A 13,029-nucleotide genomic window follows, 5' to 3' on the forward strand; every position below is an offset into this window, starting at 1 on the left:
GCCCGGTCACATTCCGAACCCGGAAGCTAAGCCTCACAGCGCCGATGGTACTGCAGGGGGGACCCTGTGGGAGAGTAGGACACCGCCGAACTCCTTCTAAACGAAAGAGCCACCCAAAGCTGGGTGGCTCTTTCGCGTTAACACGGACTATCGATGGGACTGGATACCAGTTAGACTGAACCGCAGTCTCAACACATGCGGTGTCGCAGAATGGAGTCCCCGATGGCATCCGACTACATCCCCCCGGTCTCTGACTACGCGTTCCTGTTCGGCGAGGCATTCGGCCTCGATCTGGTCGCGCGCGGCACCGGCGGTGCCTTCAGCGCTGAGGATGCCACTGAGATCCTGGCGGGAGCAGGCGAGTTCGCAGCATCCGTCCTCGCTCCTCTCGAGACGGTCGGCGACCGTGTGGGCGCCCGCCTCGAGAACGGTCAGGTGCACCTGCCCGACGGTTTCCCCGAGGCCTACCAGGCCTTCGTCGAGGCCGGCTGGGTCACCGCCGAGGCGCCGGAGTCCGCTGGTGGCGACGGCCTGCCCGGCTCGATCCGTGCCGGGCTGGGCGAGATCTGGAACGGCTCCAACGCGGCCTTCGCGCTGTGCTGGCTGCTCTCGGCCGGCCAGATCCACGCGCTGGACGCTGCAGCATCCGACGAGATCCGTGAGACCTACCTCACCAGGCTCGTGTCCGGCGAGTGGACCGGCACCATGAACCTCACCGAGCCCGAGGCGGGCACCGACCTGGGTGCGATCCGCACCATGGCCACGCCTCGCGCCGACGGCAGCTGGGGAATCAGCGGCCAGAAGATCTTCATCACCTGGGGCGACCATGACGTCGCGCCGAATATCGTGCACCTGGTGCTCGCGCGCACCCCGGATGCCCCGGCAGGCGCCAAGGGCCTTTCGCTGTTCGTCGTGCCGAAGTACGTTCCTGACGCGGACGGAGAGCCGGGCGAGCGCAACGCCGTCACCACTGCGTCGATCGAGCACAAGCTCGGCATCCACGGCAGTCCGACCTGCGTGCTCGCCTATGAGGACGCCACCGGCTACCTCGTCGGCGAGGTCGGCGGGGGACTGGCCGGAATGTTCGTCATGATGAACTCCGCCCGCGCCGGTATGGGTTTCCAGGCCACCGGCATCTCGGATCGCGCCTACCAGCAGGCCGCCGCCTACGCCGACGAGCGCCGTCAGGGCGGCGTGCTCGATCGCCCCGCAGGGACGTCGATCGCCGGGCATCCGGATGTCCGCCGCCTGCTGCTCTCGATGCAGAGCCGCGTCTTCGCGATGCGCGCGCTGGGCGTGTACCTCGGCGACCTGTTCGACCGCGCCGAGACCGATGGAACCGGGGCACTCGCCGAGTTCTTCGTTCCGATCCTGAAAGGGTGGGCGACCGAGGACGCCGTCGCCCTGACCAGCGACGCCATCCAGGTGCACGGTGGCATGGGCTTCATCGAGGAGACCGGCATCGCGCAGCACTACCGGGATGCCAGGATCATGCCGATCTACGAGGGCACCACGGCGATCCAGTCGAACGACCTGATCGGCCGCAAGGTGATCCGCAACGGCGGGGCGACCGCGGAGGAGCTGTTCGCGCAGATCGAGAAGACCGTCACCGTCCTGCGGGGGCTGGATGACGCCGTGGCCACGCGCACCGCGGACCGCCTCGAGCGCGCGATCGCCTCGGCTCGCGCGGCCACCGCTGCACTGGTCGCTTTCGGCCAGACCCGCGACGCCTACGGCGTCAGCGTGCCTTACCTGATGCTGCTCGGTACTCTCGCCGGCGGCTGGATGCATGGCCTCGCCGTGGCCGCGGTGCTCGCGCATGACACGACGGATGCGGCGGATGCCGCCCGCCTGGTCTCCGCCGACTTCTACGGCGCCCACCACCTGCCCCGCGTGCACATGCTCGCCGAGACCGTCGCGGCCGGCGAGGTCGCGTAAGACGGCAAGAAGGCGCTGCTCCGAGATGATCGGAGCAGCGCCTTCTTCTCGTGATCAGTCCGCGTCGTCCTGCAGCCGCAGTGCGCCGGCGCCCTGCGTGCCGAGAGCATCGTCGGGGTTCAGCAGTCCGCAGGCCCGCATCGAGAGACATCCGCAGCCGATGCATCCGGTCAGCTCCCGTTCCAGGCGCTCGATGCCCTCGCGGCGCTTCTCGAGCTCGCGCTTCCAGCGCCGAGAGGCACGCGCCCACTCCTCGTGACTCGGTGTCCGCGTGAGCGGGACATCCGCGAACGCCTCTTTGACCTCCGACAGTGGAAGCCCGAGATTCTTCGCGACCGTGATGAGCGAGACGCGCCGCAGCATGTGGCGAGCATAGCGACGCTGATTCCCGGGCGTGCGCGTCGATGCGATCAGCCCGAGGCTCTCGTAGAAGTGCAGCGCCGAGGGCGCGACGCCCGTACGTCGGCTCATCTCGCCGATCGTCAGCGGCTCGTCCGGGGTGTGCGCGGGCTCTGCTGTCATGAGGAAACTTTCGCTCGATTTGACCTCAAGGTTACTTGAGGTTTTACGCTGGAACGGTGACCCGAACGAAGAACGCCCTCCGATGACCTACGTGATCGCGCTGCCATGCGTCGACGTCAAGGACAGGGCCTGCATCGACGAGTGTCCGGTGGACTGCATCTACGAGGGCGAGCGATCGCTCTACATCCACCCCGATGAATGCGTGGACTGCGGAGCCTGCGAGCCGGTCTGTCCCGTCGAGGCGATCTTCTACGAGGACGACATCCCTGAGGAGTGGGCCGACTACTACAAGGCGAACGTCGAGTTCTTCGACGAGATCGGGTCGCCGGGCGGCGCGGCGAAGACCGGAGCCTACGACTTCGATCACCCTCTGATCGCTGCCCTTCCGCCTCAGGCGGTGGCCGAGTGAGCGCGCCCGCGATGACCGTGACTCCGGGCGCACCGGTCCCCTCCGAGGTCGGCGAGGCCATGAAGGCCGCGTTCCGCAGGCATCCCGCCGGGGTCGCGATCATCACTGCGATGACCCCGAGCGGCCCGGTCGGACTGACCGCGTCGAGCGTCGCGTCGGTCGCCGTCGACCCCGCCGCGATCGTGTTCTCCGTGACCCGCGCCACCGGCAGCGCGGGGGCGATCCTCGCGGCCGACGGCTTCGTCGTGCACCTCATCGACGACGACCACTCCGCACTCGCACAGAGCTTCGCGGTGAGCGGCTCCGAGCGATTCACGCCCGAGCAGGGCTGGGACATTCTGCCCACCGGCGAACCGCACCTGCCCGCCGCACGGGTCGCGCTGCGCTCCCGCCCGCTGCAGACCGTCGCCGTCGGATCGTCGACGGTGGTCATCGCCGAAGTCGTCGAGGTGATCGCAGGCCGCGAGAGCCGCCCGCTGATCTACGTCGACCGCGCGTTCCACGCGCTGCCGCCCGCTGGCTGACCAACGTCAGAGCCGGGTGCCGGTGACCACCGCATCGACGAGCTCCGCGAGCGTCCCGAACGAGCCGTCGAACCGGTCGTCCGACATCGGCGCGTCGCCTCCTGGCCGGGGCACGTACGCTGTGCGCATGCCTGCCCGGGCCGCGCCGCGCAGATCCCAGGCGTGAGCGGCGACCATGAGAATACGGCTCGGGGGAACCGCGGCATCGTCGATCGCGGCGCGGTACACCGCCGCATCCGGCTTGTAGGCGGCGACGCGCTCCGCCGACACCGCCCGGTGCCAACGCAGGTCGGCATGGCGGCCGAGGGCCTGCAGCGTCGCCGCATCCGCATTCGACAGGCCGAGCACCGTCACGTGCTGCGCGAGGCGCGCCACCTCGTGGGCGCTGTCATCCCAGGCCGGGAGAGACCGGGTCACCGTCGTGAGCGCGGGCACGCCGACGCGGGCCGCTACCTCGGCGTCGAGTATCGACGACGGAGCATACGGGCGCTCGCCGCGCGCAATCCGCGCCTGCTGGTCGGCGACGTACTGCTGCCAGTCATCGACCCAGCGCGCCGGATCCTCCTCTCCGGTGGCGGCGATCTGCGCCGCCAGCCCACCTGGCTCGTCCACCAGCGTGCCGAGCACGTCGAAGACGACGACCTCGATCCCGTGGAGCACCTGCGTCATCGCATCCCGCCTTCCCTTCATCCGGGACAACAGCGAGTCGCGGTCAGGGCTTCCCGCGAGGATCCGCCCCTCCTCCGTCCGGGAACCGTGAGGACGGGTTCCCCGCCCCGAGGCGGCGGCGTAGACCGGAGGGCGTGACTCTGACCTCCATCCTTCCCACGCTGCGCAACAGCATCCCGCTGCCTATCGACCACACGCGCTGGCCGGCCCGCTCGATCGCCCTGCTCGACGACGTGACCATCGCCGCGATCTCCCTGCGGCGATATGCCGAGCTCTGCGGCACGCCCTGCACGTGCACGGCGCCTGCGGTGATCCCGAACTCGGGCGGGATCGCGTCACCGGAGCATTCGACCACGGTCGTCGTCGCGTCCGTCGTCGACACGGCGCGCGGTGCGCTGGAACTCGATGCGGATCTGGCGCACCTCTCGCCCGAATGGGGAGAGATGCGCCTCATCGGCCGCATCTCGCACGCCTACGAGGAGTTCTTCCGCGTCTCGGATGCGACTTCCCCGCTGGTCTCGCTGCCCGGCGACATCGGGCCCGGCGACCGGATCGCGGTTCCCTGCCCCGGATGCCACACGCTCGGCGAAGTCCGCCGAGGAGCAGTGAGGTGACGGATGCTGCTCCATGCCGTCATTCACGCCAGCCGATGCGCACGGCTCCAGGCCGATTTTCTGGCGGCGCACCCCGAGCAGCCCGATCGTGAGCTCGAGGCGGAGGCTGCGCAGCTGTTCGATGAGGTCACCGACTGACGGGGCTACGAACCGAGCGTCGGCGTGGCGATGTCCATCGCGATGCTCGTTCCGATCGTCAGCAGCGCGACGGCACCGATGCCGACCAGAGGCACCCACCAGCTCGTCCTGCGGAGCAGGGCACGCCAGGTGACGGCGATCGCCGACAGGATCCAGAGGACCACGCTGCCCCAGATCTGCGCCTGCATGCTTGCGCCGGCCAAGGCGTAGTCGCAACTGTCACCGCATCCGGCGATGCTCAGGGCGGACATGACGAGGATCAGGAACCCGGCGTAGGAGGCGACTGCCTGAAGGAGCAGGTAACCGATGCCCGCCGTGACTCCGGTGCCGGCGCCGATCTGTTCCGCCTCTCTCCGGTCTGCGTCTTTGCTCATCCGTGGTCCCCCACCCGCCTGACGGCGTCCCGTCAGCGGTTCCCTCCGCGTTCCCGGTGCCACCAGCGTTTCACGCGCTGCGTGAAGGTGCTCCGCGTATCCGTGTCGTGCGCGACCGGGAGCGCAACGGCGAACTGGACGATCTCCTCGGCGCCGTGGTGCACAACTCGGTACAGCGCGGTGCCGATCAGCACGCCGAGCGCGATCGACATCACCGACACCAGAGCTGCGGTGAAGTCGGCCAGGCCGCCGTCCGTGGCGACCGCCTCGGTCAGGCCCACGAGCCCGGCGGCACCGGGGACCAGCAGCCAGAACGCCGGCAGGAAGGTCAGCTGTGACGGTGCGCCGTTGCGCAGGCCGGCTATCCACAGCACCACCGGCGTCATCGCGAGAGCGCCGATGAACCCGCTCACGGTCGGACCGAGCACGAGGCCGCCGATCGTCTGCGCGGCGTAGGCGACCGCGAGCACGAGCAGCACCCACCCGAACGTGGACGGCGGCGCCGAGAAGTGCAGGTAGTTGCCTGTGGCGAAGACCAGCACGCCGATCAGCGGCACCCACCATGCGACGGTCCCGCCGCCCTCGAGCGGTTCGTAGTCCGCCGAGTCCACGCCCACCAGCGTGCCGGCCGCGAGGATGCCGAACGCCAACAGCGCCAGTTGGACGAATCCGTAGACCAGCCGCGACGCGCCGGCGATCATCTGCCCTGCCGCGAGCTCCACCGTGGCTGTGGTGAGCACGCCGCCCGGCAGGAACGTCACCAGCGGCGCGATCAGCAGATGGATGGGGTCGCCGATGTCGATCACCTCGGCGAGCAGGAACACACCGGTCGCGCACACGAACGCCGCGACGATCGGCATGACCAGCTGCAGCGTCGGCGAGCGCACGAGCTTGAGCAGGCCGATGCCCGCACCCAGCACGAACGCGATGATCGCGCCCTGCCAGGTCGGCGCCAGCATCAGAGCGAGACCCAGAGTGAGCAGGGCATGGCCGAGCGTGCGCACCGCCCACCCGTATCGGGGGCGCATGGCACCGATCTCGTTGAGACGGCGGATGCCCTGATCCGGGGCCACGGACGCGGTCTTCGCCTGTTCGATCAACCGGTACAGCGCGGCGATCTGGTCGAACCGGAACTTCGCGGACAGCGTCGACCGCAGCGAGACACGATCCTCTTCGCCGCCGGTCTCGATGAGGATCACCGTGGGCAGGATGACGATGTCGGTGGCGGTGCTGCCGTACGCGTCCGCGAGGGTCGCCATGGTGTCGCGGATGCGATCCACCGACTCGTCCGACGCCGTCATCCCCTCGGCCAGCCCCAGCAGAAACCGATTGAGGACGACGGCGTCGGCGGGGGAGGTCATGCTGCGCTGGGGGTCAGCCGAGGACGAAGGACAGCGCCACGCCGACGATGATCGCCGTACCGACGTACACCAGGTTCGGCAGCTGGAACGAGTGGTCGAACACGTACTTGCCGAGCTTGGTCGTTCCGGTCTGGTCGAAGGCCGCGGTGGCGACCTGGCTGCCGTTGGCCGGCAGCGTGTACATACCCATGGCCGACGGCCACAGCCCGACCAGCAGCGGCGCGGGCAGCCCGATCGTGATGCCGATCGGCACGATTGCGTTCGTGGCACTGGATTGGCTCGTGGTCAGCATCGCGACCACGAACAGGGCCAGCGCGAACAGCAGCGCTCCGAGGAAGGCGGACGACCCGGAGACCACGGAACCGAGCCCATCGACGATCATCTGCTGGTTCGAGGCGACGAACGTGTTCGCCAGCCATGCGATGCCGAACAGCGCGATCGCGCCCACCATACCCGCCGGGAACGTCGGCTGCTTGGGGACGTCGGAAGCCTTCACCTTGCAGAGCAGGAAGATCAGCGCGGCGATCACGCCCATGATCACCTCGATGATGACCGTGACGCTGAGCCGCACCGGGTCGCCGTCGTCGTCGGTGCCGATGATCGGACGGATGCTCTCGAACAGGCCGAACAGGACGATCACGCCCACGCCGATGAGGAACAGCGTCGCCGACAGCACGGCGGCGCGGGGAAGCTTCTTCTCATGTGCGTCCGTGGCCGGCGGCTTGATCTGCCCGTCCGCCAGCCGCTGCTGGTAGACGGGGTCGTCATCGAGTTCCTTGCCGTGCTTGAGCATGACCAGCGCGGCGAGGAAGAGCCCCGCGATCGACGCCGGCCACATGATAAGCAGCAGCCCGCCCAGATCGACACCCTGCGGCGCGAGCAGCACCACCATCGAGGCGGTCGCCGCTGAGACGGGCGAGCAGAGGATGCCGACCTGTGATGCCACGGCGGACACCGACAGCGCACGCTCGGGGCGGATCTTCTGCTGGTAGGAGACGTCGTAGATGACCGGAAGAAGCGGGTAGAAGATGTTGCCGGTGCCGGCCCCGACGGTGAACAGGAAGGACATCGCCGGGGCGAGGAACACCACGGATCTCGGTCGCTTGCGGATCACTCTCGCGGCCACCGAGACCATCCAGTCGATGCCCCCTGCCGCCTGCATGGTGGAGGCCGCGGTGATCACCGTGATGACGATGAAGACGGCATCCACCGGGGCGCTGCCCGGTGCCTCCCCGAACAGGAAGACCAGCACGGCCACGCCGACCAGGCCCCAGACACCCAGCCCGATCCCGCTGGTGCGGGTGCCCATGTAGATCGCGCCGATGACGACCAGGAGCTCGGCGATCAGGATCCAAATGCTGTCGTTCACGAGGATGGACCTTTCACGATCGGACCGGTGCCGGCGAGCACCTTCGACGGCAGGGCGGTCTCGACGATCCGCCCGTCGATCGCCTCCACTCGCAGCGCGAGCGGGTCCTCGACGGGGCTGATCGCCGTGACGAAATCGGCACCGTCGAAGTGCAGGGACTGCAGGTTGCCGACGGCGTATCCCGGGGCGAGTTCGCCGCTGCGCAGCGCCTCGTGGAACAGCGGCTGCCGCTGATCCTCCGCGTCGTAGTGCGGGCAGAAACTGCCGTGCAGGAATCCGAGTCCCTCCGGCAGCACCTGCAGGGTGGGACCGTAGCTGTCGGTGGTGCCGCCCTCGAACCAGCAGATCCCGCCGGCGCTGCCGCCGGTGAACACGGTGTTCGAGGCCGGGTCCTCCCACATCTCACGCATGATCTCGTCCAGACCCTGCCGGCGCCAGACGTCGAGCATGTTCGCCGTGTTGCCGCCGCCGACGTGGATCACGTCGAATCCCTTCACGAACCCGGCGAGGTCATCGATCGCCCTGTGGAACAGCGGAAGGTGGTGGGGTGCGCACCGGTCCGCATGGTACGTCGTGTAGAAACTGAGGATGTAGGCGGGGTCATCACCGGTCGCCGTCCCCAGGAACAGTACCCGTGGCCGCTCCTTGCCCGTGAGCCCGAGGATGTACTCGTGCGTCGGATCGTTCCGCCGCTCCATCATGACCTTGCCGGCCCCTGTCGCCACCACGTGCGCCATCGCGTCCTCCGCTTCCGTCCCCTGCGCATAAGCTAGCGGTCTTCACCAGTCGAAGGCGAGGGGCCATTGCGGGATCGCTCGGGTGAGGCATGATGAGATCACAGCTCAGGCCTGGGGGAGCCATCAAGACACATGACGACGTGACGGACGACCTCGCCGACCTCGACGGACTCTTCCAGGGGCCGCCGAGCGCGACCGAGCCCGACCGCGCGGCCCGCGGCAGGGGCGGACGGATCGCCCTGCTGATCACCGCGATCCTGCTCGTTCTGGCGCTCGCCGCCGCAGGCGGATACGTCTGGTGGGCGCTGAGCGCATCGCTGCCCGAGCCCGTCACCTCCTCGCACACACCCGATCCGCCGTCATCCGCCGCCGTGGCGCTCGCGCTGCCGGAGAGCACGTCCGCGCTCAGCCTCTCCGGGGCCGAGGAGTATCTCGGCAAGACGCCGGGGATCTGGGTGAAGACCGGCACGAACGATTCCCGTCCGATGGCGAGCATCAGCAAGCTCATCACTGCCCTCGTCGTGCTCGAGCGCAGGCCGCTCGCCGGCGCCGCCGACCCCGGTCCCACGATCCGGTTCAGCAAAGCCGACCACGACCTGTACGACCAGTACTACGTGCAGGGCGCGACCATCGCGGAGATGCCGACCGGCAGCTCGATGTCGGAGCGTGACGCGATCGCCATGATGCTCATCCCTTCGGCCAGCAACTACGCCGACGCGGTCTCGACCTGGGCGTTCGGGTCACGTGGGGCCTTCCTCAGCGCGGCTCGGAAGTGGCTCGCGGCGCACGGACTGAAGAACACGCGGATCGTGGAGCCGACCGGCATCAGCCCGCGGAACACCAGCACCCCCACCGACCTGATCGCGCTGGGCCGTCTCGCCGCGGCGAACCCGACGGTCGCTGCGCTCGCCGGGAAGCCGTCCATCGAGGTGCCGTCGCTCGGCCGATTCTCCAACACCAACGGGCTCCTCGGCGTCGAGGGCGTCACCGGGCTGAAGACCGGTAACCTCGGTGCCGGCGCGCAGAACCTGCTCTACACCGCGTCGCTGGATGTCGGCATCGCCAAGCCGATCTCGGTCGTCGGGGTGGTGATGGGCGGTGCGACCAACGGAGCGGTCGCCGACAACGTGAAGGCGCTGCTCGCGAGCATCCGCGAGGGCTTCCACCAGATCACCGTCGCCGAGTCGGGACAGCCGGTCGGGCATATCGTGACGCCGTGGGGCGATGAGGCCCAGTTGGTGATCCCGTCCGGCGCCACGATCCTCACCTGGTCGGACACGCCGATCGAGGTGAGCATGAAGCTGAACGCACCGCAGTCCTACGCCGACGGCGAGGTCGTGGGCAGCATCACCTGGAAGGCCGGCCCGAACACGACCTCCGCCGATGTGCGGCTGAAGGGCACGATCGGCCAGCCCGACGAGTGGTGGCGGCTCACTCACCCCGATCTGCTCGGCAAGTGAGCGGGGCGCTCAGTTCAGCGCCGAGGTCAGGCGGAACACCCCGTCGAGGAAGGTCGACTTCGCGGGCTCGCGCAGCCACTCCTCGAGAGTGAGCTCGCGACCGGCATCCCGGTACTTCTGCTCCACCTCGCGCATCTGCCCGACGAACGACTCGCCGCGCACCAGGAGCGACATCTCGGAGTTCAGGCTGAACGAGCGGATGTCCATGTTGCTCGACCCGATCACGGCGATGTCGTCGTCGATCGAGAAGTGCTTCGCGTGCAGGATGTACGGCGCCGGGTACAGGAAGATCCGCACGCCCGCGCGCAGCAGCGTCTCGTAGTACGAGCGCTGCGCGTGGTAGACCATGCCCTGGTCGCCCAGCTCCGACACGAACAGTTGCACGTCGAGGCCTCGCTGGCAGGCGGTGGTGATCGCGTAGATCATCGCCTCGTCCGGCACGAAGTACGGGCTGGTCAGGATGACCTTCTCGGTCGCCCCGTGGATCAGCGAGAGGAACATCCGCAGGTTGTTCTCGGTGCCGTAGGCCGGGCCGCTGGGCACCATCTGGCAGTGCAGCCCGGCATCCGCCGGCCGCGGAACAGCGGATGCCGGAACGCGCTCGAGACCGGAGAGGTCCTCGCCGGTCTCGATCATCCAGTCGCTGAGGAACACGGCATCCACCTGCGCGACGACCGGGCCCTCGACACGCGAGACGAGCTCCTGCCACATGAGTCCGCGCCTGATGTTCTTCTCGGCGTTGTAGTCCCGCGAGATGAGGTTCTGCGAGCCGACGAAGCCGACCGCACCGTCGACGACGACCAGCTTGCGGTGGTTGCGCAGGTCGGGGCGCTGGTACTCGCCCTTGAACGGGCGGAACGGCAGCATCCAGGCCCACTTCACGCCGATGCGGTCGAGCTCCGCGAAGGTCTCCTCCGACTTCGGGATCTTGCGCGACGCGATGTAGTCGGCGAGCAGGCGCACGGTGACGCCGCGCTGCACGGCGCGCTCCATCGCCGCGAAGAAGCCGCGGGTGGTGTCATCCCAGGCGGCGATGTAGAACTCGACGTGCACGTACGTCTTCGCCGTGTCGATCGCGGCCGCCATGGCGTCGATCGAGCCCTGGTAGTCGTCGATCAGTTCGGCGGAGGAATCCCCGACGACCGGCAGTCCGGTCAGCGCATGATTCTGGATCGCGACGCGCTGCAGCCACCGCGGAGCCTCGACGTCGACGTGATCGCCCGACTCCTCCTTGATCATCGCCGTGATGCGCTTCTGCTCGTCATGGCGCTTCTTCGGCAGCCGGAAGTTGCCGATCAGCAGGTACAGCCCCATGCCGACGAACGGCACCAGGAAGATCAGCAGCAGCCAGGCCATCGCCGCGGTGGGCTTGCGGCCGCGCGGGATGTAGATGAGGGCGAGCACGTTGATCGCGAGAGCCGCGAGCGCGACGATCGTCCAGATCAGGTTGGCGGAGAACAGTGCGGACATGCGATTCCTTCGGGCGGGGTCGCTTCAGTGTGTCACGCCGGAGCTCGCCGGTCCGTGAAGCTCATCCGACCTGGGCGGGGCCACCCCGGCGCAACGCTCGAGCGCTGCAGGGTCGCCGGGTCTGTGGCCAGGGGTGATAGGTTTGCACGCATGATCACCCGTCGGTATGCGTATTTTGAGTCGGCTCTGGAGGAGCCGGCGCAGATCTAGCGCGCACCGACCTCTTCCAGAGCCGACAAAGGCAGAGCGAATGCTCTGCCTTTCGCCGTTTTCGGCGGGCTCTGCTCTCGGGTCCGTCCGGAATCCACCCAGAACAGGACAGCACCCATGCACACACTCGACGCCACCTCAGATCTGCACGTCGCCGGCTTCACCACCATCCCCACGCCCGCGGAGATCCTCGCCGAGCATCCGCTCGACGACGACGCGGCCGCGCTCGTCGCGCGCACTCGCGACGAGGTGCGCGCGATCATGTCGGGTGAAGACGACCGGCTGCTCGTCGTTGTCGGGCCGTGCTCGATCCACGACCCGGATGCCGGGCTCGAATACGCCGCCCGGCTGACGCGCGAGGCTTCGCTGCTCGGCGACGACCTGCTGATCGTGATGAGCACGTACTTCGAGAAGCCGCGCACCACCGTCGGCTGGAAGGGCCTGATCAACGACCCGTATCTCGATGGCAGCCACGACATCGCCACCGGACTGCGGCAGGCGCGCGGTTTCCTGCGCGACGTGGTCGAGCTCGGGATGCCGTGTGCGACGGAGTTCCTCGAGATGATCAGCCCGCAGTACATCGCCGACCTGGTGACGTGGGGTGCCATCGGCGCGCGCACCACCGAGAGCCAGCTGCACCGCCAGCTCGCCTCGGGACTGTCGATGCCGATCGGGTTCAAGAACGGAACGGACGGCGGGCTGCAGGTGGCACTGGACGCCGCGGTCGCGGCATCCGCTCCGCAGGCGTTCCTCGGGATCGACGCCGACGGACGGGCGAGTCTGGTCACGACCACCGGCAACCCGGACACGTCGGTCATCCTGCGCGGCGGCGCCGACGGCCCGAACTACGGTCGCGAGCACGTCGACCGGGCCGCGCAGCGGCTCTCGGCGGCAGGAGCGTGCGACCGGCTGATCATCGACGCCAGCCACGGCAACAGCGGCAAGGATCACCTGCGGCAGGCTGTGGTCGTGGCCGAGCTGGCCGCGCAGATCGCCGAGGACGGTCGCGCGATCGCCGGCGTGATGATGGAGAGCAACCTGGTCGCCGGCGCGCAGAAGCTCGACGTCACGGTCGGGCCGGACGGGCTGGTGCGCGGTCAGAGCGTGACGGACGCCTGCATGGGCTGGGACGTCACGGTCGAAGGCCTGGAGCTGCTCGCGGAAGGGGTCCGCGCACGGCGGTGACACATGCTCGGGCCGCAGTCCGTCCCCTTCTGACAGCGCCGTCACGGGA

At 68.6% G+C, this 13,029-nt stretch carries 14 protein-coding genes and 1 rRNA gene; 8 read left to right on the forward strand and 7 right to left on the reverse strand.

The features are described 5' to 3' along the window. Positions 1-91: ribosomal RNA gene (gene rrf, locus ACFVAE_RS14580) — 5S ribosomal RNA — on the forward strand; the annotation flags it as partial. 131 nt (positions 92-222) lie between these two features. Beyond that, positions 223-1,938 (forward strand): acyl-CoA dehydrogenase, encoded by a 1,716-nt coding sequence (locus ACFVAE_RS14585; RefSeq protein ID WP_378893617.1) that lies wholly within the window; start codon positions 223-225, stop codon positions 1,936-1,938. A 54-nt stretch (positions 1,939-1,992) separates the two neighbouring features. Here ACFVAE_RS14585 and soxR read toward each other — a convergent pair whose 3' ends face one another. After that, a complete protein-coding gene (soxR, locus tag ACFVAE_RS14590; RefSeq protein WP_378893620.1) occupies positions 1,993-2,460 on the reverse strand; it encodes a redox-sensitive transcriptional activator SoxR in 468 nt (155 codons plus the stop codon). A gap of 82 nt (positions 2,461-2,542) precedes the next feature. Here soxR and fdxA point away from each other — a divergent pair, with 82 nt between their 5' ends. Continuing rightward, the gene (gene fdxA / locus ACFVAE_RS14595) at positions 2,543-2,869 is read left to right on the forward strand and encodes a ferredoxin (RefSeq protein WP_378893623.1); all 327 of its coding nucleotides are present in this window, start codon (positions 2,543-2,545) and stop codon (positions 2,867-2,869) included. A gap of 11 nt (positions 2,870-2,880) precedes the next feature. Further along, the gene (locus ACFVAE_RS14600; protein WP_378893626.1) at positions 2,881-3,393 is read left to right on the forward strand and encodes a flavin reductase family protein; all 513 of its coding nucleotides are present in this window, start codon (positions 2,881-2,883) and stop codon (positions 3,391-3,393) included. Between the two features lie 6 nt (positions 3,394-3,399). On the opposite strand, the gene ACFVAE_RS14605 is transcribed toward ACFVAE_RS14600, so the two are convergent. Further along, positions 3,400-4,062, reverse strand: coding sequence for a haloacid dehalogenase type II (locus ACFVAE_RS14605; protein WP_378893628.1), 663 nt, complete (start codon positions 4,060-4,062; stop codon positions 3,400-3,402). Between the two features lie 134 nt (positions 4,063-4,196). Between ACFVAE_RS14605 and ACFVAE_RS14610 the strand changes: the two genes are divergently transcribed. Continuing rightward, positions 4,197-4,676 (forward strand): hypothetical protein, encoded by a 480-nt coding sequence (locus ACFVAE_RS14610; RefSeq protein ID WP_378893631.1) that lies wholly within the window; start codon positions 4,197-4,199, stop codon positions 4,674-4,676. Between the two features lie 3 nt (positions 4,677-4,679). Continuing rightward, positions 4,680-4,814 (forward strand): hypothetical protein, encoded by a 135-nt coding sequence (locus ACFVAE_RS14615; protein ID WP_378893633.1) that lies wholly within the window; start codon positions 4,680-4,682, stop codon positions 4,812-4,814. 5 nt (positions 4,815-4,819) lie between these two features. Here the strand turns inward: ACFVAE_RS14615 and ACFVAE_RS14620 are convergent, their stop codons facing one another. Genes ACFVAE_RS14620 through ACFVAE_RS14635 form a run of 4 tightly spaced genes read right to left on the reverse strand, consistent with a single transcriptional unit; the run spans position 4,820 to position 8,655 of the window. Further along, positions 4,820-5,188: a hypothetical protein gene (locus ACFVAE_RS14620; protein ID WP_378893636.1), complete on the reverse strand. Its 369-nt coding sequence runs from the start codon at positions 5,186-5,188 to the stop codon at positions 4,820-4,822. A 32-nt stretch (positions 5,189-5,220) separates the two neighbouring features. After that, positions 5,221-6,549, reverse strand: coding sequence for a threonine/serine exporter ThrE family protein (locus tag ACFVAE_RS14625; RefSeq protein WP_378893639.1), 1,329 nt, complete (start codon positions 6,547-6,549; stop codon positions 5,221-5,223). A 13-nt stretch (positions 6,550-6,562) separates the two neighbouring features. Continuing rightward, positions 6,563-7,918 (reverse strand): anaerobic C4-dicarboxylate transporter family protein, encoded by a 1,356-nt coding sequence (locus ACFVAE_RS14630; protein WP_378893641.1) that lies wholly within the window; start codon positions 7,916-7,918, stop codon positions 6,563-6,565. Further along, positions 7,915-8,655, reverse strand: a complete 741-nt coding sequence (locus ACFVAE_RS14635; RefSeq protein WP_378893644.1) for a Type 1 glutamine amidotransferase-like domain-containing protein — start codon at positions 8,653-8,655, stop codon at positions 7,915-7,917. The genes ACFVAE_RS14630 and ACFVAE_RS14635 overlap by 4 nt, the downstream gene beginning before the upstream one ends. 140 nt (positions 8,656-8,795) lie before the next feature. Between ACFVAE_RS14635 and ACFVAE_RS14640 the strand changes: the two genes are divergently transcribed. Beyond that, positions 8,796-10,115 carry a D-alanyl-D-alanine carboxypeptidase family protein gene (locus ACFVAE_RS14640; protein WP_378893646.1) on the forward strand — a complete coding sequence of 440 codons (1,320 nt, stop codon included), beginning with the start codon at positions 8,796-8,798 and terminating at the stop codon, positions 10,113-10,115. 9 nt (positions 10,116-10,124) lie between these two features. Here ACFVAE_RS14640 and cls read toward each other — a convergent pair whose 3' ends face one another. Then, positions 10,125-11,585, reverse strand: a complete 1,461-nt coding sequence (cls, locus tag ACFVAE_RS14645; protein ID WP_378893647.1) for a cardiolipin synthase — start codon at positions 11,583-11,585, stop codon at positions 10,125-10,127. 327 nt (positions 11,586-11,912) lie between these two features. Between cls and ACFVAE_RS14650 the strand changes: the two genes are divergently transcribed. Beyond that, positions 11,913-12,980 carry a 3-deoxy-7-phosphoheptulonate synthase gene (locus tag ACFVAE_RS14650; protein WP_378893649.1) on the forward strand — a complete coding sequence of 356 codons (1,068 nt, stop codon included), beginning with the start codon at positions 11,913-11,915 and terminating at the stop codon, positions 12,978-12,980. The last annotated feature ends 49 nt before the right edge of the window (positions 12,981-13,029 follow it).

Origin of the sequence: Microbacterium sp. NPDC057659 (assembly GCF_042799915.1) — a bacterium.
Taxonomy (GTDB): Bacteria; Actinomycetota; Actinomycetes; order Actinomycetales; family Microbacteriaceae; genus Microbacterium.